Genomic DNA, 23,321 nt, shown 5'->3' on the forward strand with positions numbered 1-23,321 from the left:
GGCGTCCGCCCGGCTCAGACCGCCTGCGAGGCGACGTACGCGCCGCGCTTCTCCACGGCCATCTGGAACAGCCGTCCCGCGCGGTACGAGGAGCGGACCAGCGGGCCCGACATGACACCGGAGAAACCGATCTGCTCGGCCTCCTCCTTCAGCTCCACGAACTCGTGCGGCTTGACCCAGCGCTCGACGGGGTGGTGGCGCACGGAGGGCCGCAGGTACTGCGTGATGGTGATCAGCTCGCAACCCGCGTCGTGCAGCTGGCGCAGGGCCTCGCTGACCTCGGCGCGCTCCTCGCCCATGCCCAGGATCAGGTTGGACTTGGTGACGAGGCCGTACTCGCGGGCGTCGGTGATGACCTTGAGCGAGCGGTCGTAGCGGAAGCCGGGGCGGATGCGCTTGAAGATGCGCGGCACCGTCTCGACGTTGTGCGCGAAGACCTCGGGGCGGGAGGAGAAGACCTCGGCCAGCTGCTCGGGGACCGCGTTGAAGTCGGGAGCCAGCAGCTCCACCTTCGTACGGCCCTCGGCGCGGCCGGCGGTCTGCGCGTGGATCTGGCGCACCGTCTCCGCGTACAGCCAGGCGCCGCCGTCCTCGAGGTCGTCGCGGGCGACGCCGGTGATCGTGGCGTAGTTCAGGTCCATCGTGACGACGGACTCGCCGACGCGGCGCGGCTCGTCGCGGTCGAGGGCCTCGGGCTTGCCGGTGTCGATCTGGCAGAAGTCACAGCGCCGCGTGCACTGGTCGCCGCCGATGAGGAACGTGGCCTCGCGGTCCTCCCAGCACTCGTAGATGTTGGGACAGCCCGCTTCCTGGCAGACCGTGTGCAGGCCCTCGGACTTCACGAGGTTCTGCATCTTCGTGTACTCGGGGCCCATTTTCGCCCGGGTCTTGATCCACTCGGGCTTGCGCTCGATGGGGGTCTGGCTGTTGCGGACCTCCAGGCGCAGCATCTTGCGTCCGTCGGGTGCGACTGCGGACACGACCGGCTCCCTAAAGCTTTGATTCCTCGGCGTACCTCAGGGTACGCCCGTGATGTTCATGGCCCTCACCGACGGCCAACCTCTGGCCTTCGGGGTGCATTCCCCGCTGCTTCCGCCGGGCCGTTACGCCGGGGCCCGGTCGATGACGCGCGGGCGCAGCTCGGCGCCGGCGAGGACGGCCCGCAGGTGCTTCTCCGCGACCGGCAGCACCTCCTCGATCGTGACCTCGCGGCCCAGTTCGTACGAGAGCGAGGTGACGCCCGCGTCGCGAATCCCGCAGGGGATGATCTTGTCGAAGTTCGAGGTGTCCGGGTTCACGTTGAGCGCGAAGCCGTGCATCGTCACGCCCTTGGCGACGCGGATGCCCATGGCGCAGATCTTGCGGTCCTCGCGGCGCTGGCCCGCGTTGGACGGCGCGTACTCCGGGCCGTTGAGCCGGGGGTCGAACTCCGGGTCGGCCGCGCGCGGGTCGAAATCGAGGGTGAGGCCGCCGAGCTCGGGACGCTCCGCCACCGGGTCGCCCAGGACCCAGACGCCGGCCCGGCCCTCCACCCGCGAGGTCGCGACGCCGAACTCCGCGCAGAGCGCGATCATGGCGTCCTCCAGGCGGCGCAGGTGCGCGACCACGTCCACCGGGCGCGGCAGCTTCTGGATCGGGTAGCCGACGAGTTGCCCGGGCCCGTGCCAGGTGATCTTCCCGCCGCGGTCCACGTCGATGACGGGGGTGCCGTCCAGCGGGCGCTCCTCGGGCGCGGTGCGCCTGCCCGCGGTGTAGACCGCCGGGTGCTCCAGGAGCAGACAGGTGTCGGGCACCTCGTCGGCGAAACGGGCGGCGTGCACACGGCGCTGCTCGTCCCAGGCGACCTGGTACTCGACCATGTCCGCACCGAACCCCATGCGGACGAACCGGAACTCACTCACGGCAAGTGCCTCCCTTACAAGCTTTCACCGTGCATATATCGCGCCGCGAACAACTGTACGGCGCCGGGCGCGGGGCTCAGTGGGTGGGGAAGAGGCGGTAGGAGGCGTCCAGCTCCCGGACCTCGACGGAGCAGGTGGTGCCGGGGGCCGCCGAGGCGTGTTTGTCCAGCAGGGCGAGGACGTCCTCGGCCAGCGCGGTCCGCACGGACTGCGGCCGGCCGGCCAGCAGCCCGACCTCCACGTGCAGGAACGGGGCCGCGACGCCGTCCACGTACGTGGTGCTGGGGCGGGCGAACGTCTTGCCGACGCCGACCGAACGCACGCGGTCGACGACGAGGGGGTGGAGCTCCGCCACGAGGGCGGGCAGGTCGACCGTGCCGGCGAGGCCGTCGGAGTAGTCGATGACGATATGAGGCACGGGGCAGAACCTTCCAGGTACTTCTGGGTGTAGCGCACAGGCATCGTATGACTGAGCGGAGGCAGCCTCCGGACCGCCCCGTCTCCTCCCCCTTCCCGCCCCGCGCCGTCCACTCCGCGCGGGGTTCGTCACACGATCGGATGAAGGCGTCTCGAACGCCCCAACGGGGGTGGATATCGCCGCTACATTCGCGCCGTTCCATGAGGGCTGCACCCCGGCCCGGAAGGCAGGAGACCGCACAGCTGATGACGGAACGACCTCCGCAGCGCACACCGAACCGCCAGCTCGCCGCGCTCATCGCGGAGGCAGGGTTCTCCAACGCGGGCCTCGCCCGCCGCGTCGACCAGCTCGGGCTCGAACACGGTCTCGACCTGCGATACGACAAGACGTCGGTGACCAGATGGCTGCGCGGGCAGCAGCCGCGCGGGACGACGCCCGCGCTGATCGCCGAGGTGTTCACCCGGCGCCTGGGCCGGCGCCTGGCCGCCCAGGACCTCGGCCTCGACGCCTGCGCGCCCGTCTACGCGGGCCTGGAGTTCGCCGGCTCGCCCGAGGAGGCCGTCGACATCGTCAGCGGCCTGTGGCGCAAGGACTCCGGCAGCCATGCCGAACTGCGCAAGATCGCCTTCACCCCGGCCGGACTCGTCGTGCCCAGCCGCGACTGGCTGATCGGCCACGCCGACGACCGGGTCGTCCGGGGCGAGGCCACGCCCCGGATACCGCTCCAGGGGCGGCCCGTCGTGCCCCGGCAGCGCACCCAGACCGAGCGCGGGCCCGGCCACCGGGTGACCGGCGGCGACATCGCGGCGCTGCGCTCGGTCGGCGAACTCTTCCGCGCCCTCGACCACGCCTACGGCGGCGGCCACGCCCGCCAGGCGCTGGTGCGCTACCTGGAGCACGAGGCCGAGCCCATGCTGCGCGGCACGTACGGCGAACAGACCGGCCGGCGCCTCTTCGGGGCCGTCGCCGACCTCACCCGGCTCGCGGGCTGGACCTCGTACGACATCGCGGCGCACGGGCTCGCCCAGCGGTACTTCGTGCAGGCGCTGCGGCTCTCGCAGGCCGCGGGGGACCGGATGTACGGCGCGTACGTCCTCATCACCATGAGCCGGCAGGCCGTCTACCTCGGCCACGGCCGGGAGGCGGTGCAGCTGGCGCGGGTCGCGCAGCAGGGGGTCGGCTCCGCGGCGCCCGCCGTGCTGCAGGCGCTGCTGCACGCCGTGGAGGCGCGCGGGCACGGGCTGATGGGTGAGGTGCGCGCCTGTACGTCCTCGCTGGTGCGGGCCGAGCGGGCGCTGGAGGCGGCGCGGGGCGGGGAGGACGTGCCGCCGTGGGCGCGGCACTTCGACGAGGCGCAGCTCGCGGACGAGTTCGGCCACTGCCACCGGGACCTCCAGCTGTACCGGACGGCGGCGCAGCACGCGGAGCGGTCGCTGCGGCTGCGGGCACCGGGGTTCGCGCGCAGCCGCCTCTTCTGCCGGGTCGTGCTGGCCTCCGCCCGGCTCGGCCTGGGCGAGCTGGACGCGGCGTGCGCGCTCGCCGCGGAGGCCGCTGCCGCGGCGGCGGACATGCGGTCGGTGCGGGCGCACGAGTACGTACGGGACTTTGAACGCCGCCTGGAGCCCTACCGGGACGCGGGGGCGGTGCGCGGGTACCGGGAGAAGGTGGCCGCGCTCGGGTGACCGGCGGCCCGGCGGGGCGGGCCCGGGAGCGGGCGGAGTCTCAGGCCGCCTCGTGTGCCGCCGCGGGCCGGGCCGGTGGGGCGGGCGCCGGGCACCGGATCCCCAGGTCGGTCAGGGCGGCACGGGCCGCGCGGTGGGCCGAGTCGAGGGCGCCCTGGACGGTGCTGGTGGCCCGGTGGTCGCCGCAGACGTAGAGGCCGTCGAGGAGCCGGACGGGGCGGCGCGGGTCGTGCGGAGCGGGCATCGCGGGCACGGCCTGCGGGTCGTGGTGGACGGCGAGGGTCTCCCATCCGGCCGTTCCCGTGCCGTAGAGGCGCGCGAGGTGGCGCCGCAGCTCGTGCTCGGAGGGCGGCGGCCCGAGCACGGTCGAGGAGACCAGCGCCCGGCCCGCCGGCGCGCGGCCCGGGTCGACCTGGCTGAGGACGGCGGTGTGCGCGACGGGGCCGAGCCGGTCGGCGTCGAGCAGCAGCGCCGGTTCGGCCAGCGGCGGCTGGGGCGCGGCGTGGTGCACCACGGTCACGGGGTGGAAGGCGGGCACGCGCAGGCCGGGCAGCAGCCCGGCGGCGGCCACCGCGCCGGTCGCGAGGACGACGGCACGGCACCGCAGGCTGCCGTGGTCGGCGGTGGTCACGGAGTTCGCGGAGACGGCGGTGACCCGGACACCGGTGTGCACGGTGCCGGGCGGCAGGGCGGCCGCGAGCAGCTCGGGAAGCGCGTCCGCGCCGCCCTCGGGGACGGCGAGGCGGCCCGCGGCGTACGCGTGCAGGGCGAGGTCGGCGCAGCGGCTGGACGTCGTCAGCTCCGGATCGCACAGCAGGGCCGACAGCAGCGGGCGGACGAAACCGTGCAGGGTCCTGGCGGGCAGACCGCGGGCGGCCAGGGCGCGCCCGACGGGGAGTTCGGGGCGGGCGAGCAGCCGGGCGGGCGGGGTGGCGGCGAACCGGGCGAGGGCCGCGCCGAGCCGCGCGTGGTCCACGGGGCCGCCGAGCGGGGGCCGGGCGCCCCGCGGCGGGCGGGGGGCGGTCGCAAGGGCGCGCGCTGTACTGAATGCGCCCCTTGTGCGCCGGGGGGCGGCCGGTTCGCCGGTCCGGTAGCGGTGGCCGTCGCTGTGCACCAGCACGCCGGGGGAGAAGAGGCGCAGCGCCAGGCCCGCCGGGTCCCGGGCCGGGTCCGGCCCGGGGTACGCGGTGCAGAGCGGCCGGCCGATCCGGTCGAGCCGGAACCCGTCGACCTTCTCCGTGGACAGGCGGCCGCCGATCCCGCCCGCGGCTTCCAGGACCAGCACCCCCACCCCCGCTCCGGCCAGCTGCCGGGCGGCCGCGAGTCCCGCGACCCCGGCCCCCACGACGACGACCTCTGCCTGTGCGTGCGCGGCCTCAAGCACGTGCCCCTCCCAGGGTTGCGCGGCCGGTGGCGGCTCGTCCCGGCTGCGTCATGCCCCGAACGGAGCCGGGCGATACCCGAGTCGGGGTCGAGGGTAGGTCCGCCACCGGTCGAGGGCAGTCGCGCGGCGGGGCGGCACGGGGGCACGCGCCGCCCGCGGATGCGCCCCCGGCAGCGCCCGGCGCCGCCGGGCGTCACGACGAGACGAGCGCTCCCGTGCCGACCGGCGTCGTCGCGTGCGCCGCGCGCCGCGCGTCCGGGGCGACCTCGGCGGCGGTCAGCACGTACCCCGTCCCCGCGTCCGTCGTGGAGCGGGCGAAGACCACGCCGTACACCCGCCCGTCCGTCGTCAGCAGCGGGCCGCCCGAGTTGCCCGGCAGCACCGTGGAGCGGATCGAGTAGATCTCACGCGTGACGCGGCCCGAGCCGTAGATGTCCTGGCCGCCCGCCCGGATGGTGTCGGCGACCGTGGCGGCCTGGAGGTCGAGGCCGCCGTTCTGCGGATAGCCCGCCACGACCGCCGCGTCGCCGCGCGCGGCACTGTCGTCGAGCGGCAGGACCGGGGCCCGCAGCCGCGGCACGTACAGCACCGCCACGTCCCGGTCCGGGTCGAAGAGGACCACCTTCGCGTCGTACGCGCGGCCCACCCCGCCGACCCGGACCGACGGGTCGTCGATGCCCGCGACCACGTGCGCGTTGGTCATGACGTGCTCGGACGCGTAGACGAAACCGCTGCCCTCGCGGCCCTGGGTGCCCGAGGCGCCCTCCACCTTGACCGTGGCGCGCTGCGCGGCCCGGGTCGCGGCCGCCGTCACGTTGTCCCCCGACGGCTCGGCGACCTCGGCCGAGGGTTCGTTGGCGAACGGGTCGAAGACCTGCGGGAAGCCCGCCGAGGTGAGCGCGCCGGTGGCCCGGGAGAACCAGGACGGGGTGGTGGACGGCATCGTGTCGTGGACCGCGCCCAGCACGGCGGAGCCCCGGATCGCCTGGTTCAGGACCGCCGAGGACGACGCCGCGAGGACGCTGGCCGCCACCCACGCCACGACCAGCACCGCCACCGCGCCCGCGGCGGCCCCGCCGATCCCGTCCGCCACCCGCAGCGGGCCCGGCGCCCGGTCCATGCCGCCGCGCACCCGCGCCGCGAGCCGCCCGGCCAGCGCCTGCCCGGCGACCGCAGGCAGCAGTACCGTCAGCACCGCGACGACCGTCGCCGTCGACGTGCCGTTCGTGACGCCGTCCATGACGAAGGGCAGCAGCCACACGCCGACCACGGCGCCGCCGACGAAACCGGCCAGCGAGACACAGCCCGTCAGCAGCCCGCGCCGGTAGCCGGAGACGGCGTAGGCGAGCGCCAGCACGAGCAGCGCGATGTCGAGCACAGGTATCCGCGGGTCCACATCGGTGACAAACGACCGCGGGGCCCCTGCCGGTTCCGCCATCTGGCGGACATGTGGGCGACCGCACAACTCCGCGGCGCCGGAGAGTGGGAGGCGTGCGTGTCATGCGGAGGGTGCGGTGCGGTCCGACCGCGGCCCTGTTCCTCGGTCTGCTGGTGCTGGCCGCCGTCCTCACCCGCTCCGGGCCCCCGGCCGCCGACGCGGACCGCGCCCCCGCGGTGGTCCGGGCCGCGACCGGCGCGCACACCGCCGAGCCGCCGCGCATCGTGCGCCGCGCCCGGTGGATGGCGGGCACGGCCCCCTACGACCGGGACCCCGTCCGGTACGCGGACCGCGTCGTCGCCGTCTTCCTCCACCACACCGACTCGCCCAACGGCTACGACTGCGCCGACACGCCCCGCATCATCCGCTACATCTACGCGGGCCAGGCGGGCGGCAAGGAGTGGGACGACATCGGCTACAACTTCCTCGTCGACCGCTGCGGCACCGTCTACGAGGGCCGCGCCGGCGGCGTCGCACGTCCCGTCGTCGGCGCCCACACGCAGGGCTTCAACGAGCGCACGGCCGGCATCGCCGCGATCGGCACCTTCACCGAGGACGTGCCGGTGCCCCAGGCGATGGCCGCCGCGATCGCCCGGCTCGCCGCGTGGAAACTCGGCCTGTCCGGCGTCGACCCGCGCTCCACCGTGCGGCTGCGGTCCAGCAACAGCCTGAGCCGCTTCCAGAAAGGCACCAGCGCCGACTTCCACGCGATCTCCGGCCACCGCGACGGCTACGGGACGTACTGCCCCGGCGAGTCCCTGATGGCGGCGCTCCCCACGATCCGGGAACAGGCGGCCCACCTCCAGGGCCGGGACGGACGGTGACCCTAGGCGGGACGCAGCGTCCCGCCCCCGGTCAGCCGGTACGTCTTTCCGCCGAGTCCCGGGCTGGCGGCACGGTCGTACGTCACCGTGTGGCCGTTCCCGTCGATCGTGCCGGCGACGCTCGCCCCGGAGCGCAGCTCCAGGCCCTTGACCGTGGAGTTCCCCGCCACGGACCAGCGCGTACCGGCGCCGAGCTTCACCGACGCGCCCGCGACCGCGCCGTCCAGCTTCGACGACCCGGTCAGGTCCAGCGTCGCGGAGCCGTCGGAGACGAGGACGTCGCCCTTCAGCCGCTCGTCGTCCGCCCCGAACGTCACGCGCCCCTGGTCACGGACGCGCAGCAGCGCCCCGCCCTTCGCCTTCAGCTCCGCGTGGCCGGCCAGCGCGATGTCCGCGTCGGCGCCCCGGACCGAGAAGAGGTCGCCCTCCGCCACCTGGAGCGAGCCGCCCGTCATGGTGAACGACGCCGTGTCCTCGCCGCGCAACACCACCCCGCCCGCGGCCGCCGTCGCCCGGACGTCCCGCAGTGCGAGCGAACCGCCGGACTCGACGGTGAACGCCTCCGAGTTCGCCAGGTCGAACAGGGTGCCCTTGACCGCCACGTCCCCGGCCGTCCGCACCCCGGGCGAACCGCAGCCCGCCGACGTCATCGTGCCGCCCGACACCGTCACCCGCGCCCCGCCGGGCCCGGCCGCGACCGGCGGCGCCTGCGCACCGGCCGTGGCGATCTGCACGTACGTCAGGCCGAGCACGCCCCCGTGCGACGCCGCCACACCGCGCGCGGCGGTGCCCGAGGTCCTGATGCTGTTGGCGCTGAGCGTCGCCCGCGCGTCCTCGCCCGTCGCGAACACGGCCGTCGCGCCCTTGCCCGTGGTGACGAGCTTGCCGCCGGACAGCGTCAGCCGGCCGCCGTCACGGGCCAGCGCCGCCGCGTTCAGGCCGTGGTCGAGGGAGGCCGCCACCGATGTGGTGGAACCCTTCTTGCCGATCTTCGAGTCGCGCGTCGACAGCTGCCCGGACCCCGAGACGACAAGCGCCGACCGGTCCTTCTTCCGCGCCTTGTACGGCGTCGTGCGCCGCGCCGTCCGCTCCCCGCTGTCCAGCGTGTACGTGCCCGTCGCCGCGGGCCCGGCGTCCGCGCCCTGTGCGGCGGGCAGCGCGCCGGTCACGCACCGGGCGCCGCTGGCGGTCGCGGCCGGGGAGGCCACCGGCGGCGCGGCCGTGTCGTCGTCGGAGCAGCCGGCCACGCAGGCGAGGGTGAGCGGCAGCAGCAGGACGCAGCCGGCGGTCGCGGAGCGGCGGCGCCCCGGGCGGTGCGGGAGTCCCAGGTTCTTCATGGCCCTACGTTCACATCCCGCCTTCCGCCGGGCACATCCGGGGCGTCCGGAGCGAAGACGAGCAGCGTCAGATCGTCCCGGACCGTCCCCGCGAACCGCAGCACGTCCCGCCACAGCGCGTCCGTCAGCGCCGCCGGCTCCTCGGCCGCCCACCCCGGCAGCCGGGCCGTCAGCGGATAGAAGCGGCCCGCGGAGTCCCGCGCCTCGGTCACCCCGTCGGTCAGCGCCAGCAGCCGGTCCCCGGGGCGCAGCCGCACCGTCAGCGCCTCCAGCGGCGCGAGCCCGCCGATCCCCACCCCCAGCGGCGCCCCCGACGGCACCGGCAGCTCCGTGACCCGCCCGTCGCGCAGCAGCAGCGGATGCGGGTGGCCGCAGCTGACGATCCGCACGGCGCTCGAGTCGTCCGCGAACTCCAGCAGCACCGCCGTCGCGAACAGCTCCGGATGCTCCTCCTGCGCCGAGTCCACCACCAGGCGCCGGTCCAGCCGGGCCGCGACACCCGCCAGGTCCGGCTGGTCGAGCACCGCCTCCCGGAACGCGCCGAGCAGCCCCGCCACCGTGCCCACCGCCGACAGCCCGTGTCCCTGGACGTCCCCGACGACCGCCCGGACCCCGCGCGGCCCGCGCCGCACGTCGAAGAAGTCACCGCCGACCAGCGTCCCGCGCTCCGCCGCCCGGTACAGGCCCGCGCAGCGCACCGTGCCCACCCGGTCGGGCAGCGGCGGCAACACCGCGAACTGGGCGGCCTCCGCGACCGTCCGCACGGTGACCAGCTGCTCGTCGCGGCGGCTGCGCACCCACGCGATCAGCACGCTGAGGGCGGAGACGAACATCACCGTCAGCACGTCGCTGTTGCCCGGACGGCCGAACCCCGCCGCGGGCAGCGCCAGCAGCAGCACGATCAGGCCGCCCAGCAGCGCCGTGGCCGCGGACCCGTACGAGAGCGCGGCCAGCGGCGGGATCGCGGCGAGCAGAAAGCCCAGCTCCAGATGCTGGTCGCTGCCGGCCTGGAGCGCGCCGAGACCGACGAGCAGCAGGACGGGCAGCCAGCGCACCCACCGCGGCGGCGGCGCTCCGCGCAGCCAGGCGCGCTCCTCCCCGTCACGGCGGCGTCCCACGGGCCAGGTCATGCCGGCGGACTCCCTTCGCGGACGGGTGTACGGGGCGTACGGAGGTACGGGCGTACGGACCAACCCTGCTATGAGTCGCGGGCCGCCGCACTCCGCCGGACGCCGTCGAGGAGCGAGCGCCCCATCAGAACGTCGTCCACATACGCGCCGTCGAGCAGGAACTCCCCGGGGAGCACACCCTCGACGACGAAGCCCTCGGCCTCGTACAGCTTCCTGGCCGGCGTGTTGTGGCCCAGCACCCGCAGGGTGATCCGCCGCGCGCCCTGCCGCCGGGCCTCCCCGACCGCGGCCCGCACCAGCAGCCGGCCCACGCCCCGGCCGCGCGCCTCGGTGGCGACGGCGAGCCCCTGTACCTGTCTGACGTGCGCGTTCGTGGGCAGCGGGGTGGGCAGGGCGAGCCGGATGTAGCCCACCGCACGGCCGGCCAGCTCGGCGACGAGGTGGTCCCGCGGACCGGACCGCTCGCCGAAGAACGGCGGGTGGGGCGGCCGCGGGGGCGGCACGACCGCGTGCAGGTACGACCAGGTGTCCCGGTCGATACGGCCCAGAGCCTCGTCGTCCTCGGGCACGGCGAAACGGATGCGGGGCTGCGGCAGCGACATGCGCGTCACTGTACGACCGGCAGGATGGAGCCATGACTCGTATCGCGGTGGCGGGCGCCTCCGGACTCATCGGATCCGCGCTCGTCCGTTCCCTGACCGCCGACGGACACGAAGTGCGGCGGCTGGTCCGCCGGGCCCCACGCGCGGCCGACGAGATCCGCTGGGACCCCACGAAGGGGGAGGTCGACACCGGCGGGCTCACCGGCTGCGAGGCCGTCGTCAACCTCGCGGGCGCCGGGGTCGGCGACCACCGGTGGACCGACGCCTACAAGCGGGAGATCCGCGACAGCCGCGTCCTCGGCACCACCACCCTCGCCGAGGCGCTCGCCGCGCTGCCCACCCCGCCCCGCGTCTTCCTCAACGGCAGCGCCGTCGGCTATTACGGCTGCACGGGCGGCCGCGCCGTCGACGAGTCGGCCCCCGCGGGCGAGGGGTTCCTGCCGTCGGTGTGCGTGGCGTGGGAAGCGGCCACCGCCCCCGCCCACCAGGCCGGCATCCGCACGGTCCTGGCCCGCACCGGTCTTGTCGTCTCCCGCTCCGGGGGCGCCTGGGCCAAGCTCTTCCCGCTGTTCAAGGCGGGGCTCGGCGGGCGGCTCGGCGACGGCCGCCAGTACTGGTCCTACATCGCGCTCCACGACCACGTGGCGGCCCTGCGCCACCTCCTGGACAGCGAGGACGTCTCCGGCCCCGTCAACCTGACGGCGCCGCACCCCGCGACCAACCGGGAGGTCACCGCGGCGATGGCCCGGGTCCTGCACCGGCCCGCCCTCGTCCCCGCCCCGGCGGTCGCGCTCCGCTTGGTGCTGGGGGAGATGGCGGGGGACGTTCTGGGCTCCACCCGGGCAGTGCCGGCCCGGCTGCTGGAGTCGGGCTTCACCTTCGCGTTCCCGGACCTGGAACAGGCCATCCGCGCGGCGTGAGCCGTCGGGTACCGGTCCGGTGGGGCTTCTCGCGCAGTTCCCCGCGCCCCTGAAGGTGCACACTGCGTGCGCGACCTCCAGGGGAAGGCGCGGCGAAGCCGCATGCCTTCAGGGGCGGGGAACTGCGCGACCAGCCCCCACCGGACCGGCACCTCAACCAACGACCGGACACCCGTTCCCCGGCGGCTAGCCGAACCGTTCTGTCAGGCGCGGATACAGCCGCGCCATGGCCTCCGCGTCCTCGAAGTCGACGGGCGTGCCCTCGGGGTCCGCCGGGGCGGGCGCGATGCCCAGATCGGGGGCGACCGCCCCGGTCAGCTCCTCGTACGCCTCGTCCGCCGCGTACCCCAGCTCCTCACCGTCCCCGTCCACCTCCTCGTCGAAGTCGCGCAGCGACTCCGCGAGTGAGTCCGGATCGTGCAGCGCGCCCTCGAACACCTCACGGCCCTGGCCGATCAGCCAGCACCGGAAGTAGTCGAACGCGTCGTCGCTCGCCCCGCCGAGCAGCACCCAGGCGGCGCCCCACAGGTCCCAGCGGTAGGCGCGGTTGTAGCGGGCCTCGAAGTGCCGGGCGAAGTCGAGCACCGCGTCGGGGTCGGAGCGCAGCAGTCTGTCGACGAGCAGCTCGGCGTGGTCCTCGGGGTCGCCCTCGGCGGCCTCGCGGGTGCTGTCCACGATCTCCCAGAACTCGGTCTCGTCCATCACGGGACAAGCATCGGCCCTGGGCCCAGGGGGCGCACGCCGAGCGCCGGACCTGCGCCACTTCGTTACGCGCGCACATGCCCCGGGCACACCGGGCGCGGCCCGTGCCCGCGCCCGGCGCTCACCCGTACCGCTCCCGCATCTGCCGCGCCGCCCGCGCGAACCGCTCCCGCAGCGCAGCCGGAGCCACCACCTCCGCCTCCGGCCCGAGCGTCATGAGCTGGTCGTAGGCGACCTCCTCGGACTCCACCGGCAGCGTCACCGTCACCCGCCCGTCCGCGCCGGCCGGACCCGCCGCGTCCACGGCCTCCCGCGCGGCCGCCCGGTCGGTGACGTACGGCAGCCGCCGCAGGCCGTCCGCCGTCAGCCGGACGACCACCTCGGCCCGCAGGATCGCCCGGGCGAACTGCGCCGCCCGCTCGTCCCAGAACGCGGGCAGGTCGAACCCCGCGTCCCGCTCGAACCGCTCGTCCGCCGGCGCCGCGGCGGTGAACCGGTCCACGCGGTACACCCGGCGCTCCGCCGCCCCGCCGTCCCCGGCGCGCACGGCCGCCGCCAGGTACCAGACGCCCGCCTTGAGCACGAGCCCGTACGGCTCAAGCTCCCGCTCGGCCGGGGCCTGCCGGTCCTCCCGGCGGCGGTACGCGGCCCGCAGCACCCGGTCGTCCCAGACCGCCTCGGCGATCACGGGCAGCAGCTGCGGGGTCGCCGGTTCCTGGAACCAGCCCGGCGCGTCCAGGTGGAACCGCTGCGCCGCCGTCCGCGTCGCGTCCCGCACCGAGGGCAGCAGCGCCGCCGACACCTTCAGCCGGGCCGCCGACGCCGCGTCGTCCAGGCCCATCTCCCGCAGCGCGCCCGGCACCCCGGAGAGGAACAGCGCCTCCGCCTCGCCCCGGGCAAGACCGGTCAGCCGCGTCCGGTAGCCGCCCAGCAGCCGGTAGCCGCCCGCCCTGCCCCGGTCGGCGTAGACCGGCACGCCCGCCTCCGACAGCGCCTGCGCGTCCCGCGTCACCGTCCGCTCGCTCACCTCCAGCTCGCGCGCGAGCTGGGCCGCGGTCATCGACGGCCGGGACTGGAGCAACAGCACCATTCTGATCAGGCGGGCAGCACGCATGCGGTCATCATGGACCGCCGCGGTGACAGCGCACCGCGGTGGCCGGCCGCGGACCGGCGCTCACACCCCGGGCGCGCCGTGCATGACCGAGAACGTCGCGCCCTGCGGGTCCGCGAGGAGCGCGAAGCGGCCCGTCGGCACCGTCGTCGGCGCCACCAGGACCCGGCCGCCCAGCTCCGCGCAGCGCGCGGCGGTGGCGTCCGGGGCGTCCGCGGCGACGTACAGGTTCCAGTGCGGGGGCGTGCCGGGCGCGAAGGGGCCGGCCGACATATCGACCATCCCGCCGAACGCGTCGTCGGCGACCGTCCACTGCGTGTACGCGTCCGGGCCGCTCGCCCCGGCGGGCCACGGTCGCGTGCCCCAGCCCAGCACCGCCTGGTAGAAGTCGACCGCGCCCGCCGGGTCCCGGGTGAGCAGCTCGAACCAGCAGAAGCTGCTCGGCACGTTCACCGCCTCGAACCCGGCGTGGGCCAGCGGCTCCCACAGCCCGAACGCGGCGCCCGCCGGGTCCTGGCAGAGCGCCTGCCTGCCCTGGCCGGGGGCCGGGACCGGGCCCGCGACGACCTGTCCGCCGTTGCCTCGCACGCGCGCGGCCACCGCCTCGGCGCCGCTCGACTGGAAGTACGGCAGCCAGCCCGCGGACCGGCGCGGACCGGAGACCGGCCCGACCCCGGCGACCAGGTGCCCGTCCTCGGTGTCGAGCGCGAACATGCGGTACTCGTCACCCGCCGCACCCTCGGCCGGGCGGGACCGCCAGCCGAACAGGGCCTCGTAGAAGGCGCGGGCCGCGCCCGGGTCCGGCGTGGACAGCTCGGCCCAGCAGGGCGCGGAGGGGGTCTTGGAAATCTGCACGCGCATGCCTCCCACGGGCGCCCCCCTCGGCGACCCGTCCATTCACGCACGCGTGCCCCGCCCCGGCAATCGGGACGGGGCACGCGCAGGGGAAGACCTACAGGCCGTAGCGCTCGCGCGCCTCCTTCACGGCCGTCGCCTTGACCTCGCCGCGGCGGGCGAGCTGGGCCAGGGCCGCGACGACGATCGACTGCGCGTCGACGCCGAAGTGGCGGCGGGCGGCCTCACGGGTGTCGGAGAGACCGAAGCCGTCCGCGCCCAGCGAGGACCAGTCCTGCTCGACCCACTGCGCGATCTGGTCCGGGACCTGGCGCATGTAGTCGGAGACGGCCAGCACCGGACCTTCGACGCCCTGGAGCGCGCGGCGCACGTACGGCACCCGGTCCTCGCCGCGCAGCAGGGCGGCGTCCGCCTCCAGCGCGTCGCGGCGCAGCTCCGTCCACGAGGTGGCGGACCACACGTCGGCGGCCACGCCCCACTCCTCGGCGAGCAGCTTCTGCGCCTGGAGCGTCCAGTGGATCGCCGTGCCGGAGCCGAGCAGCTGGATGCGCGGCGCGTTCGCGACCGGCGAGAGACCGGCGCTCTCGGCGGTGTTGAACCGGTACAGGCCCTTGACGATGGCCTCGTCGAGACCGCTCACGGCCGGTTTGGCCGGCTGCGGCATCGGCTCGTTGTAGACCGTCAGGTAGTAGAAGACGTCCTGGTCCTCGCCCGGCCGGGCCTCGCCGTACATGCGGCGCAGACCCTCCTTCATGATGACCGCGATCTCGTACGCGAACGCCGGGTCGTACGACAGGGCCGCCGGGTTGGTGGCCGCGATCATCGGCGAGTGGCCGTCCGCGTGCTGGAGCCCCTCACCGGTGAGCGTCGTGCGCCCCGCCGTGGCGCCGACCACGAAGCCTCGGCCCATCTGGTCGCCGAGCTGCCAGAACTGGTCACCGGTGCGCTGCCAGCCGAACATCGAGTAGAAGATGTACAGCGGGATCATCTGCTCGCCGTGCGTCGCGTACGACGTGGCGGCGGCGATGAAGTCCGCGAGCGCGCCGGCCTCGTTGATGCCCTCGTTGAGGATCTGGCCGGACTCGGACTCCTTGTAGTACATGAGCTGGTCGCGGTCGACCGGGTCGTACGTCTGGCCCTTGGGCGAGTACAGACCCAGCGACGGGAACAGCGACTCCATGCCGAAGGTGCGCGCCTCGTCGGGGATGATCGGCACCCAGCGCTTGCCGGACGTCTTGTCCCGTACGAGGTCCTTCAGAAGCCGTACGAGCGCCATCGTCGAGGCGACGGACTGGTTGCCGGAGCCCTTGTCGAAGGCGGCGAACGCCTTGTCGGCGGGGGCGGGCAGCGGCGCGAGCGGCTGCGTGCGCCGGGCCGGGGCCGGGCCACCGAGCGCGGCACGGCGCTCGGCGAGGTAGCGCAGCTCGGGCGAGTCCTCGGCGGGACGCGCGTACGGGACGACACCGTCCTCGAAGCGGCTGTCCGGGATCGGGAGGTCAAGGAGGTCACGCATGTCCTTGAACTCGTCGATGGTCAGCTTCTTCATCTGGTGGTTGGCGTTCTTGGACTCGAAGCCCTTGCCGAGCGTGAAGCCCTTCACCGTCTGGGTGAGGATCACGGTCGGCTTGCCCTTGTGCTCGACGGCCGCCTTGTACGCCGCGTACACCTTGCGGGGCTCGTGGCCGCCGCGGGAGGTGTGGAAGCACTCCGAGATCTTGGCGTCGGACAGCACCTTGGCCAGCTCGACCAGGGCCGGCTCCGCGCCGAAGAAGTGCTCGCGGATGTAGGCCACGTCGCGGGTCTGGTACGTCTGGAACTGGGCGTCCGGGACCTCACGCAGCCGGCGCAGCAGGGCGCCGGTGGTGTCGAGCTGGAACAGCTCGTCCCAGGCGTTGCCCCACATGGACTTGATGACGTTCCAGCCGGAGCCGCGGAACTGGGCCTCCAGCTCCTGCACCACGCGGAAGTTCGGGCGGACCGGGCCGTCCAGGCGCTGCAGGTTGCAGTTGACGACGAAGGTCAGGTTGTCCAGACCCTCGCGGGCGGCGAGCGTGAGCGCCGAGGTCGACTCGGGCTCGTCCATCTCGCCGTCGCCGAGGAAGGCCCAGACGTGCGAGTTCGAGGTGTCCTTGATGTTCCGCGCCGTCAGGTAGCGGTTGAACCGCGCCTGGTAGATCGCGGAGAGCGGGCCGAGGCCCATGGACACCGTGGGGAACTCCCACAGCCAGGGCAGCCGCCGCGGGTGCGGGTACGACGGCAGGCCGTCGCCGCCGCTCTCGCGGCGGAAGTTGTCGAGCTGCTGCTCGCTGAGGCGGCCGTCGAGGAAGGCGCGGGCATAGATGCCCGGGGAGGCGTGGCCCTGGATGTAGAGCTGGTCGCCCGAGCCGTCGCCCTCCTTGCCGCGGAAGAAGTGGTTGAAGCCGGTCTCGTACAGCCAGGCGGCCGAGGCGAAGGTGGCGATGTGGCCGCCGACGCCGTACTTGCTGCCGCGGGTGACCATCGCCGCCGCGTTCCAGCGGTTGTACGCGGTGATCTTGGCTTCCATCGCCTCGTCGCCGGGGAAGTCCGGCTCGGCCGAGGTGGGGATGGAGTTGACGTAGTCCGTCTCAAGAAGCTTCGGCAGCGCCAGGCCGCCCGCCTCGGCGCGCTCCAGGGTGCGCCGCATGAGGTACGCGGCGCGGTGCGGCCCGGCCGCCTGGGTGACGGCGTCCAGGGAGGCCTGCCATTCGGCGGTCTCCTCGGGGTCGCGGTCCGGGAGCTGGTCGAGCTCGCTCGGCTGGATGCGCATGGGGTCGGTCATAGTCGCCGCACGCCTTCCTGAGTCGAAGGGGGTGGGGTGGGGTGCCCTTGGTCTTTGGCAGGACAGGGCGGGGTCCCGGTGGAGACCCGTCCGCGACAATAACTCTGTGATCGATGATCGATCAAAGGGTTGAAGAGTAAAACCTCACGGAATCAAAAAAGTAGGCACGAGGTGCCAGGCCTGAGGGCACGCAGTGCCCTTCAGGGGCGCGGGGAACTGCGCGACCAGCCACGCACGGCGATCACTGGGCGACGCACCGCACATGGCACACGCACACGGCCTCACGGACGCGGCGCACACCCGAGAACATGCGCCTTCACCAACGCCGCGATATCGGGATCCCGCCGCCGAAACGCGGCGACCAACTCCTCGTGCTCCTCCGCATACGACTGCTGCACCGTCCCCAGCCACCGGATCGACAGCGAGGTGAACACCTCGATCCCGAGCCCCTCCCACGTGTGCAGCAACACCGAATTACCCGCGGCGCGCACCAGCTCCCGGTGAAAACCGACCGTGTGCCGCACCTGCGCGGTCCCGTCGGCGTCCCGGTCGGCCCGGTACAGCGCGGCGACGTGCGGTTCGAGCGCCGAGCAGTCCTCGGCGAGCCGCCCGCACGCCAGCTCCGCCGCGATCGCCTCCAGACCGGCCCGCACCGGATAGCTCTCCTCCAGGTCGGCCGCCGAGAGATTGCGGACCCGCACTCCCTTGTTGGGCGCCGACTCGATCAGCCGCAGCGACTCCAGCTCCCGCAGGGCCTCCCGTACGGGCGTCTGGCTGACCTCCAGCTCCGTGGCGATCCGGCGCTCCACGATGCGCTCACCCGGCTTCCAGCGGCCGCTGACGATCCCCTCCACGATGTGCTCGCGGATCTGCTCGCGCAGCGAGTGGACGACCGGCGTGGTCATGAGGGCTCCTCCGGGGGGCCAAGGGAGTTGACGCCCTAGACAATACGGCGGCGCCCCCGCCCGGATGTGCTCCGGACGGGGGCGCCGCAGGTGAGGCTGGTTACAGCCGGACACCAAAGTACTCGGAAGTACTACAGACCCAGCTCGACCTCGAACTCGCCGGCCTCCAGGATCTGCTTGACCGTCGTCAGGTAACGGGCGGCGTCCGCGCCGTCCACCAGACGGTGGTCGTAGGAGAGCGTCACGTACGTCATGTCCCGGATGGCGATGGTCTCGCCCAGGTCCGGGTGGTTGATGACGACGGGCCGCTTCACCGTGGCGCCGATGCCCAGAATGGCGACCTGGTTCGGCGGGACGATGACCGTGTCGAAGAGCGCGCCGCGCGACCCCGTGTTGGAGATCGTGAAGGTGGCGCCCGACAGGTCGTCCGGGGCGATCTTGTTCGTGCGGACCTTGCCGGCCAGCTCCGCCGTCTTCTTGGCGATGCCCGCGAGGTTGAGGTCGCCCGCGCCCTTGATGACCGGGGTCATCAGGCCCTTCTCGGAGTCGACGGCGATGCCGACGTTCTCCGAGTCGAAGTAGGTGATCGTGCCCTCGTCGTAGTTCAGGCGCGCGTTGATGACCGGGTGGGCCTTGAGCGCCTGGACGGCGGCCTTGACGAAGAACGGCATCGGGGAGAGCTTGACGCCCTCGCGGGCGGCGAAGCCGTCCTTGGCCTGGCCGCGCAGCTTCATCAGCTTGGTGATGTCGACCTCGATGACCGAGGAGAGCTGCGCCTGCTCGTGCAGCGCCTTGGTCATGTTGTCGGCGATCGCCTTGCGGATGCGCGGCAGCTTCACCGTCTGGCCACGGAGGGGGGAGACCTCCAGGGCCGGGGACTTCGGCGCCGAGGAGGCGGCCGGGGCGGCGGCCGGAGCCGGCTCCGGAGCCTTGGCGGCCTCGGCGGCCGCCGTGACGTCCTGCTTGCGGATACGGCCGCCGACGCCGGAGCCCTTGACCGTGGACAGGTCCACGTTGTTCTCGGCGGCGAGCTTGCGCACCAGCGGCGTCACGTAGGCACCGTCGTCCGCCGGGGCGGGCGCGGGGCTCTTGGGGGCCTCGGCCTTGGCGGGCGCGGGCGCGGGCGCCGGGGCCGGGGCCGGGGCCGGCTCGGACGGGGCCGGGTCGGGCGCCGGCTGCGTCTGCTGCTGCGGGGCCGGGGCCGAGGGGGCCTGCGGCGCCGGAGCGGCCGGAGCCTGCGGGGCCGGGGCCTCCTGGGCCGGGGCGGCCTGCTGCGGCGCCGGAGCCTCCTGAGCGGGGGCGGCGGGCTGCGCGGGCGCGGCGGCCGGAGCGGAACCGGGCGCACCGATGACGGCGAGCTTGGCGCCGACCTCGGCGGTCTCGTCCTCGGCGACGGTGATCTCCAGGAGCACACCGGCGACGGGGGAGGGGATCTCGGTGTCGACCTTGTCGGTGGAGACCTCCAGGAGGGGCTCGTCCTCCGCGACCTCCTCGCCGACCTCCTTCAGCCAACGGGTGACGGTGCCCTCGGTGACGGACTCGCCCAGGGCGGGCAGCGTCACGTCGGTGCCCTCGGCGGAGCCGGAACCGGCGGCCGCCTCGGCGGTGGGGGCCGGGGCCGGGGCCTCGGCCTCGGTGGACGGCGCGGCCTCGGCGGGCTGGGCCGGCTCGGCGGCCGGGGCCTGCTCCTGGGCCTGCTCCTGCGCCGGGGCGCCGGAGCCGTCGTCGATGACGGCCAGCTCGGCGCCGACCTCGACGGTCTCGTCCTCGGCGACCTTGATGGAGGCCAGGACGCCGGCGGCGGGCGAGGGGATCTCGGTGTCGACCTTGTCGGTCGACACCTCCAGCAGCGGCTCGTCGACCTCGACGCGCTCGCCCTCGGCCTTCAGCCAGCGGGTGACAGTGCCCTCGGTGACGCTCTCACCGAGCGCCGGAAGGGATACGGAAACCGCCATGGTTTCTGTTGCTCCTTTAACGATGCGCAGCTACGGATACCGCAGTGCGGAAGTCTGTGGTCGGTCGTCGCGCCCAGTTGCGACGGGGGCGGCGGGTGCGGACGCTGCTCAGTCGTGCGAGTGCAGCGGCTTGCCCGCGAGGGCGAGGTGGGCCTCGCCCATGGCCTCGTTCTGCGTCGGGTGGGCGTGGATGAGCTGGGCGACCTCGGCGGGCAGCGCTTCCCAGTTGTAGATCAGCTGGGCTTCACCGACCTGCTCGCCCATACGGTCGCCGACCATGTGGACGCCGACCACGGCACCGTCCTTGACCTGGACGAGCTTGATCTCGCCCGCGGTCTTCAGGATCTTGGACTTGCCGTTGCCCGCAAGGTTGTACTTCAGAGCGACGACCTTGTCCGCACCGTAGATCTCCTTGGCCTTGGCCTCGGTGATGCCCACGGAGGCGACCTCGGGGTGGCAGTACGTCACCTTCGGCACGCCGTCGTAGTCGATCGGGACGGTCTTGAGACCGGCCAGCCGCTCCGCCACCAGGATGCCCTCGGCGAAGCCGACGTGCGCGAGCTGGAGCGTCGGGACGAGGTCACCGACGGCCGAGATCGTGGGCACATTGGTCTGCATGTACTCGTCGACCAGGACGTAGCCGCGGTCCATCGCGACGCCCTGCTCCTCGTAGCCGAGGCCCTGGGAGACCGGGCCGCGGCCGATCGCGACGAGCAGCACCTCGGCGTCGAAGGTCTTGCCGTCGGCGAGGGTCACGCGGACGCCGTCCTGCGTGTACTCCGCCTTCTCGAAGAACGTGCCGAGGTTGAACTTGATGCCGCGCTTGCGGAACGCGCGCTCCAGGAGCTTGGAGCTGTTCTCGTCCTCGACCGGCACGAGGTGCTTGAGGCCCTCGACGATGGTGATGTCGGTGCCGAAGGACTTCCACGCGGAGGCGAACTCGACGCCGATGACGCCGCCGCCCAGCACGATCGCGGACTGCGGGACGCGGTCCAGCTTCAGCGCGTGGTCCGAGGAGATGATGCGGTTGCCGTCGATCTCCAGACCCGGCAGCGACTTCGGCACGGAGCCGGTCGCCAGCAGGATGTGGCGGCCCTCGACGCGCCGGCCGTCCACGTCGACGGAGGTCGGGGAGGAGAGCTTGCCCTCACCCTCGATGTACGTCACCTTGCGGGAGGCGATCAGCCCCTGCAGGCCCTTGTACAGGCCGGAGATGACGTCGTCCTTGTACTTGTGGACGGCTTCGATGTCGATGCCCTCGAAGGTCGCCTTGACGCCGAACTGCTCGCTCTCGCGGGCCTGGTCGGCGATCTCGCCCGCGTGCAGCAGGGCCTTCGTCGGGATGCAGCCGTTGTGCAGGCAGGTGCCGCCGACCTTGCCCTTCTCGATCAGGGCGACGTCGAGTCCCAGCTGCGAGGCACGCAGAGCCGCGGCGTAACCGCCGCTGCCACCGCCGAGGATCACTAGGTCGAAAACGGTGCTGGCGTCGTTCGCCACGTCACGTCCTCCATGCATGTGCGCCGTACGCCGGTCTCCGATGACCGGGCGGCGGCTGGTGTTCGGCCGCTCGTTCTTCGGCCCTGTGGTGGGGGCCCTGTCCTGCCGCCCCCCATCCTCGCACTTGTCGCAGGCATGCGGGACGTCGGGCCGGGGTCTGAGACGCCGGTTACACCGGAACCAGTTGGGTCACACGGGGCGAACCGGTGCTTTTCGTCCAGAGCGAACAGCCCCGGGCATCCGTGCCCGGGGCTGTCGTCAGTGCCGCTGCGACGGGTGCGTCAGCCGAGGTCGCCCGCGGCCGTGCGCTCCGCCAGGCGGACCAGCGTACGGACCGCCGAGCCGGTGCCGCCCTTGGGCGTGTAGCCGAACGGGCCGCCCTCGTTGAAGGCGGGGCCCGCGACGTCGAGGTGGGCCCAGGTGATGCCCTCGCCGACGAACTCCTTCAGGAAGAGACCGGCGACCAGGCCGCCGCCCATCCGCTCACCCATGTTGGCGATGTCGGCGGTGGCCGAGTCCATGCCCTTGCGCAGGTCGGCCGGGAGCGGCATCGGCCAGGACGGCTCGCCGACCTCCTCCGCGATCTCGTGGATCGAGGCGCGGAAGGCGTCGTCGTTGGCCATGATCCCGTACGTGCGGTTGCCGAGCGCGAGGACCATCGCGCCGGTCAGCGTCGCCACGTCGACGATCGCGTCCGGGGTCTCCTCGGAGGCCTTCGCCAGGGCGTCGGCCAGGACCAGGCGGCCCTCGGCGTCCGTGTTGAGGACCTCGACCGTCTTGCCGGAGTACATGCGCAGCACGTCGCCGGGGCGGGTGGCGGAGCCGGACGGCATGTTCTCGGCCAGCGCCAGCCAGCCCGTGACGTTCACGTCGAGCTTGAGGCGGGCCGCGGTGACGACGGCGGCGAACACGGCGGCGGCGCCGGCCATGTCGCACTTCATCGTCTCGTTGTGCCCGGCGGGCTTGAGCGAGATACCGCCCGAGTCGTACGTGATGCCCTTGCCGACGAACGCGAGGTGCTTCTTCGCCTTGGAGCTGGTGTAGGAGAGCTTCACCAGGCGCGGGGCCGAGGTGGAGCCGGCGCCGACACCGAGGATGCCGCCGTAACCGCCCTTGGTGAGGGCCTTCTCGTCGAGGACCTGCACCTTGATGCCGTGTTCCTTGCCGGCGGCCTGGGCGACGGCGGCGAAGGCCTCGGGGTTGAGGTCGTTCGGCGGGGTGTTGACCAGGTCGCGGGCGCGGTTCAGCTCCTCGCCCAGCGCCGTGGCGCGCTCGATCTCGGCCTTGTACGCCTTGTCGCGCGGCTTGACGCCGAGCAGGGCCGCCTCGGCGAGCGGGGCCTTGGCGGCCTTCGCGTCCTGGGCGGACTCCTTGTAGGCGTCGAAGGAGTACGCGCCGAGCAGCGCGCCCTCGGCGATCGCACCGGCGTCCTCGGCGTCCGCGACGGGCAGCGCGAACGCGGCCTTCTTGGCACCGGCGAGGGTACGGGCGGCGACGCCCGCGGCGCGGCGCAGCGACTCGGCCTCGAACGCCTCCTCCTTGGCGGGCAGGGCACCGAGACCCACCGCGAGCACGACCGGCGCCTTGAAACCGGAGGGCGCGGGGAGCTTGGTCACCTCGCCCTCGCCGCCGGTGGCGCCGAGGGTCTCCAGGACGGAGGCGAGCTTGCCGTCGTACGCCTTGTCCACGGCCTCCGCGCCCGGCGCGACGACCAGGCCCTTGTCGCCCTTGGCGACACCGACGACGACGGCGTCGGCGCGCAGGCCGCTGGGGGCGGCGGTGCTGAGAGTCAGAGCAGTCACTGTGGTGAGGTCCCTCTTTCGTGGCTCGGGGTTTGGGTGGCCCGGATGGGAGCCTACG

Annotated in this window: 19 protein-coding genes; 3 read left to right on the forward strand and 16 right to left on the reverse strand. The window is 73.8% G+C overall.

Annotation, left to right across the window (positions count from 1 at the left end):
• Window positions 1-14: 14 nt before the first annotated feature.
• From lipA to ABZY33_RS12075, 3 genes are all read right to left on the reverse strand, one after another.
• Window positions 15-980, reverse strand: coding sequence for a lipoyl synthase (gene lipA / locus ABZY33_RS12065; RefSeq protein ID WP_356491411.1), 966 nt, complete (start codon window positions 978-980; stop codon window positions 15-17).
• A gap of 123 nt (window positions 981-1,103) precedes the next feature.
• The gene (lipB, locus tag ABZY33_RS12070; RefSeq protein WP_356491412.1) at window positions 1,104-1,901 is read right to left on the reverse strand and encodes a lipoyl(octanoyl) transferase LipB; all 798 of its coding nucleotides are present in this window, start codon (window positions 1,899-1,901) and stop codon (window positions 1,104-1,106) included.
• A gap of 76 nt (window positions 1,902-1,977) precedes the next feature.
• Window positions 1,978-2,319 (reverse strand): 5-carboxymethyl-2-hydroxymuconate delta isomerase, encoded by a 342-nt coding sequence (locus tag ABZY33_RS12075; RefSeq protein ID WP_356491413.1) that lies wholly within the window; start codon window positions 2,317-2,319, stop codon window positions 1,978-1,980.
• A 245-nt stretch (window positions 2,320-2,564) separates the two neighbouring features.
• Between ABZY33_RS12075 and ABZY33_RS12080 the strand changes: the two genes are divergently transcribed.
• Entirely contained in the window at window positions 2,565-4,001 is a 1,437-nt protein-coding gene (locus tag ABZY33_RS12080; protein ID WP_356491414.1) for a regulator, read from the forward strand.
• Between the two features lie 40 nt (window positions 4,002-4,041).
• On the opposite strand, the gene ABZY33_RS12085 is transcribed toward ABZY33_RS12080, so the two are convergent.
• The gene (locus tag ABZY33_RS12085; protein WP_356491415.1) at window positions 4,042-5,385 is read right to left on the reverse strand and encodes an NAD(P)/FAD-dependent oxidoreductase; all 1,344 of its coding nucleotides are present in this window, start codon (window positions 5,383-5,385) and stop codon (window positions 4,042-4,044) included.
• Window positions 5,386-5,578: 193 nt separating this feature from the next.
• A complete protein-coding gene (locus tag ABZY33_RS12090) occupies window positions 5,579-6,769 on the reverse strand; it encodes a MarP family serine protease (RefSeq protein ID WP_356491482.1) in 1,191 nt (396 codons plus the stop codon).
• 116 nt (window positions 6,770-6,885) lie between these two features.
• On the opposite strand from ABZY33_RS12090, the gene ABZY33_RS12095 reads away from it, so the two are divergent.
• Window positions 6,886-7,647 (forward strand): N-acetylmuramoyl-L-alanine amidase, encoded by a 762-nt coding sequence (locus ABZY33_RS12095; RefSeq protein ID WP_356491483.1) that lies wholly within the window; start codon window positions 6,886-6,888, stop codon window positions 7,645-7,647.
• Window positions 7,648-7,649: 2 nt separating this feature from the next.
• On the opposite strand, the gene ABZY33_RS12100 is transcribed toward ABZY33_RS12095, so the two are convergent.
• The 3 genes from ABZY33_RS12100 to ABZY33_RS12110 form a co-directional block, all read right to left on the reverse strand.
• Entirely contained in the window at window positions 7,650-8,984 is a 1,335-nt protein-coding gene (locus ABZY33_RS12100; RefSeq protein ID WP_356491416.1) for a hypothetical protein, read from the reverse strand.
• Window positions 8,981-10,114, reverse strand: a complete 1,134-nt coding sequence (locus ABZY33_RS12105; protein WP_356491417.1) for a PP2C family protein-serine/threonine phosphatase — start codon at window positions 10,112-10,114, stop codon at window positions 8,981-8,983. Before ABZY33_RS12105 ends, ABZY33_RS12100 begins: the two co-directional genes overlap by 4 nt.
• 68 nt (window positions 10,115-10,182) lie before the next feature.
• Entirely contained in the window at window positions 10,183-10,716 is a 534-nt protein-coding gene (locus ABZY33_RS12110; RefSeq protein ID WP_356491418.1) for a GNAT family N-acetyltransferase, read from the reverse strand.
• Between the two features lie 32 nt (window positions 10,717-10,748).
• Here ABZY33_RS12110 and ABZY33_RS12115 point away from each other — a divergent pair, with 32 nt between their 5' ends.
• The gene (locus ABZY33_RS12115) at window positions 10,749-11,636 is read left to right on the forward strand and encodes a TIGR01777 family oxidoreductase (protein WP_356491419.1); all 888 of its coding nucleotides are present in this window, start codon (window positions 10,749-10,751) and stop codon (window positions 11,634-11,636) included.
• A 186-nt stretch (window positions 11,637-11,822) separates the two neighbouring features.
• Here ABZY33_RS12115 and ABZY33_RS12120 read toward each other — a convergent pair whose 3' ends face one another.
• From ABZY33_RS12120 to ABZY33_RS12155, 8 genes are all read right to left on the reverse strand, one after another.
• Window positions 11,823-12,338 carry a DUF4240 domain-containing protein gene (locus ABZY33_RS12120; RefSeq protein ID WP_356491484.1) on the reverse strand — a complete coding sequence of 172 codons (516 nt, stop codon included), beginning with the start codon at window positions 12,336-12,338 and terminating at the stop codon, window positions 11,823-11,825.
• Window positions 12,339-12,459: 121 nt separating this feature from the next.
• Window positions 12,460-13,452 (reverse strand): WYL domain-containing protein, encoded by a 993-nt coding sequence (locus ABZY33_RS12125; protein WP_356491420.1) that lies wholly within the window; start codon window positions 13,450-13,452, stop codon window positions 12,460-12,462.
• A 60-nt stretch (window positions 13,453-13,512) separates the two neighbouring features.
• Window positions 13,513-14,304 carry a VOC family protein gene (locus ABZY33_RS12130; protein ID WP_356491421.1) on the reverse strand — a complete coding sequence of 264 codons (792 nt, stop codon included), beginning with the start codon at window positions 14,302-14,304 and terminating at the stop codon, window positions 13,513-13,515.
• A gap of 97 nt (window positions 14,305-14,401) precedes the next feature.
• Window positions 14,402-17,104 carry a pyruvate dehydrogenase (acetyl-transferring), homodimeric type gene (gene aceE, locus ABZY33_RS12135; protein ID WP_356491422.1) on the reverse strand — a complete coding sequence of 901 codons (2,703 nt, stop codon included), beginning with the start codon at window positions 17,102-17,104 and terminating at the stop codon, window positions 14,402-14,404.
• Between the two features lie 281 nt (window positions 17,105-17,385).
• Window positions 17,386-18,009 (reverse strand): GntR family transcriptional regulator, encoded by a 624-nt coding sequence (locus ABZY33_RS12140; protein WP_356491423.1) that lies wholly within the window; start codon window positions 18,007-18,009, stop codon window positions 17,386-17,388.
• A gap of 131 nt (window positions 18,010-18,140) precedes the next feature.
• Window positions 18,141-19,964 (reverse strand): 2-oxoglutarate dehydrogenase, E2 component, dihydrolipoamide succinyltransferase, encoded by a 1,824-nt coding sequence (gene sucB, locus ABZY33_RS12145; RefSeq protein WP_356491424.1) that lies wholly within the window; start codon window positions 19,962-19,964, stop codon window positions 18,141-18,143.
• A 108-nt stretch (window positions 19,965-20,072) separates the two neighbouring features.
• Window positions 20,073-21,461: a dihydrolipoyl dehydrogenase gene (lpdA, locus tag ABZY33_RS12150; protein ID WP_356491425.1), complete on the reverse strand. Its 1,389-nt coding sequence runs from the start codon at window positions 21,459-21,461 to the stop codon at window positions 20,073-20,075.
• Window positions 21,462-21,742: 281 nt separating this feature from the next.
• Window positions 21,743-23,263 (reverse strand): leucyl aminopeptidase, encoded by a 1,521-nt coding sequence (locus ABZY33_RS12155; protein WP_356491426.1) that lies wholly within the window; start codon window positions 23,261-23,263, stop codon window positions 21,743-21,745.
• Between the last annotated feature and the right edge of the window lie 58 nt (window positions 23,264-23,321).

Origin of the sequence: Streptomyces sp. NPDC006552, from assembly GCF_040611655.1 — a bacterium.
Lineage (GTDB): Bacteria > Actinomycetota > Actinomycetes > Streptomycetales > Streptomycetaceae > Streptomyces.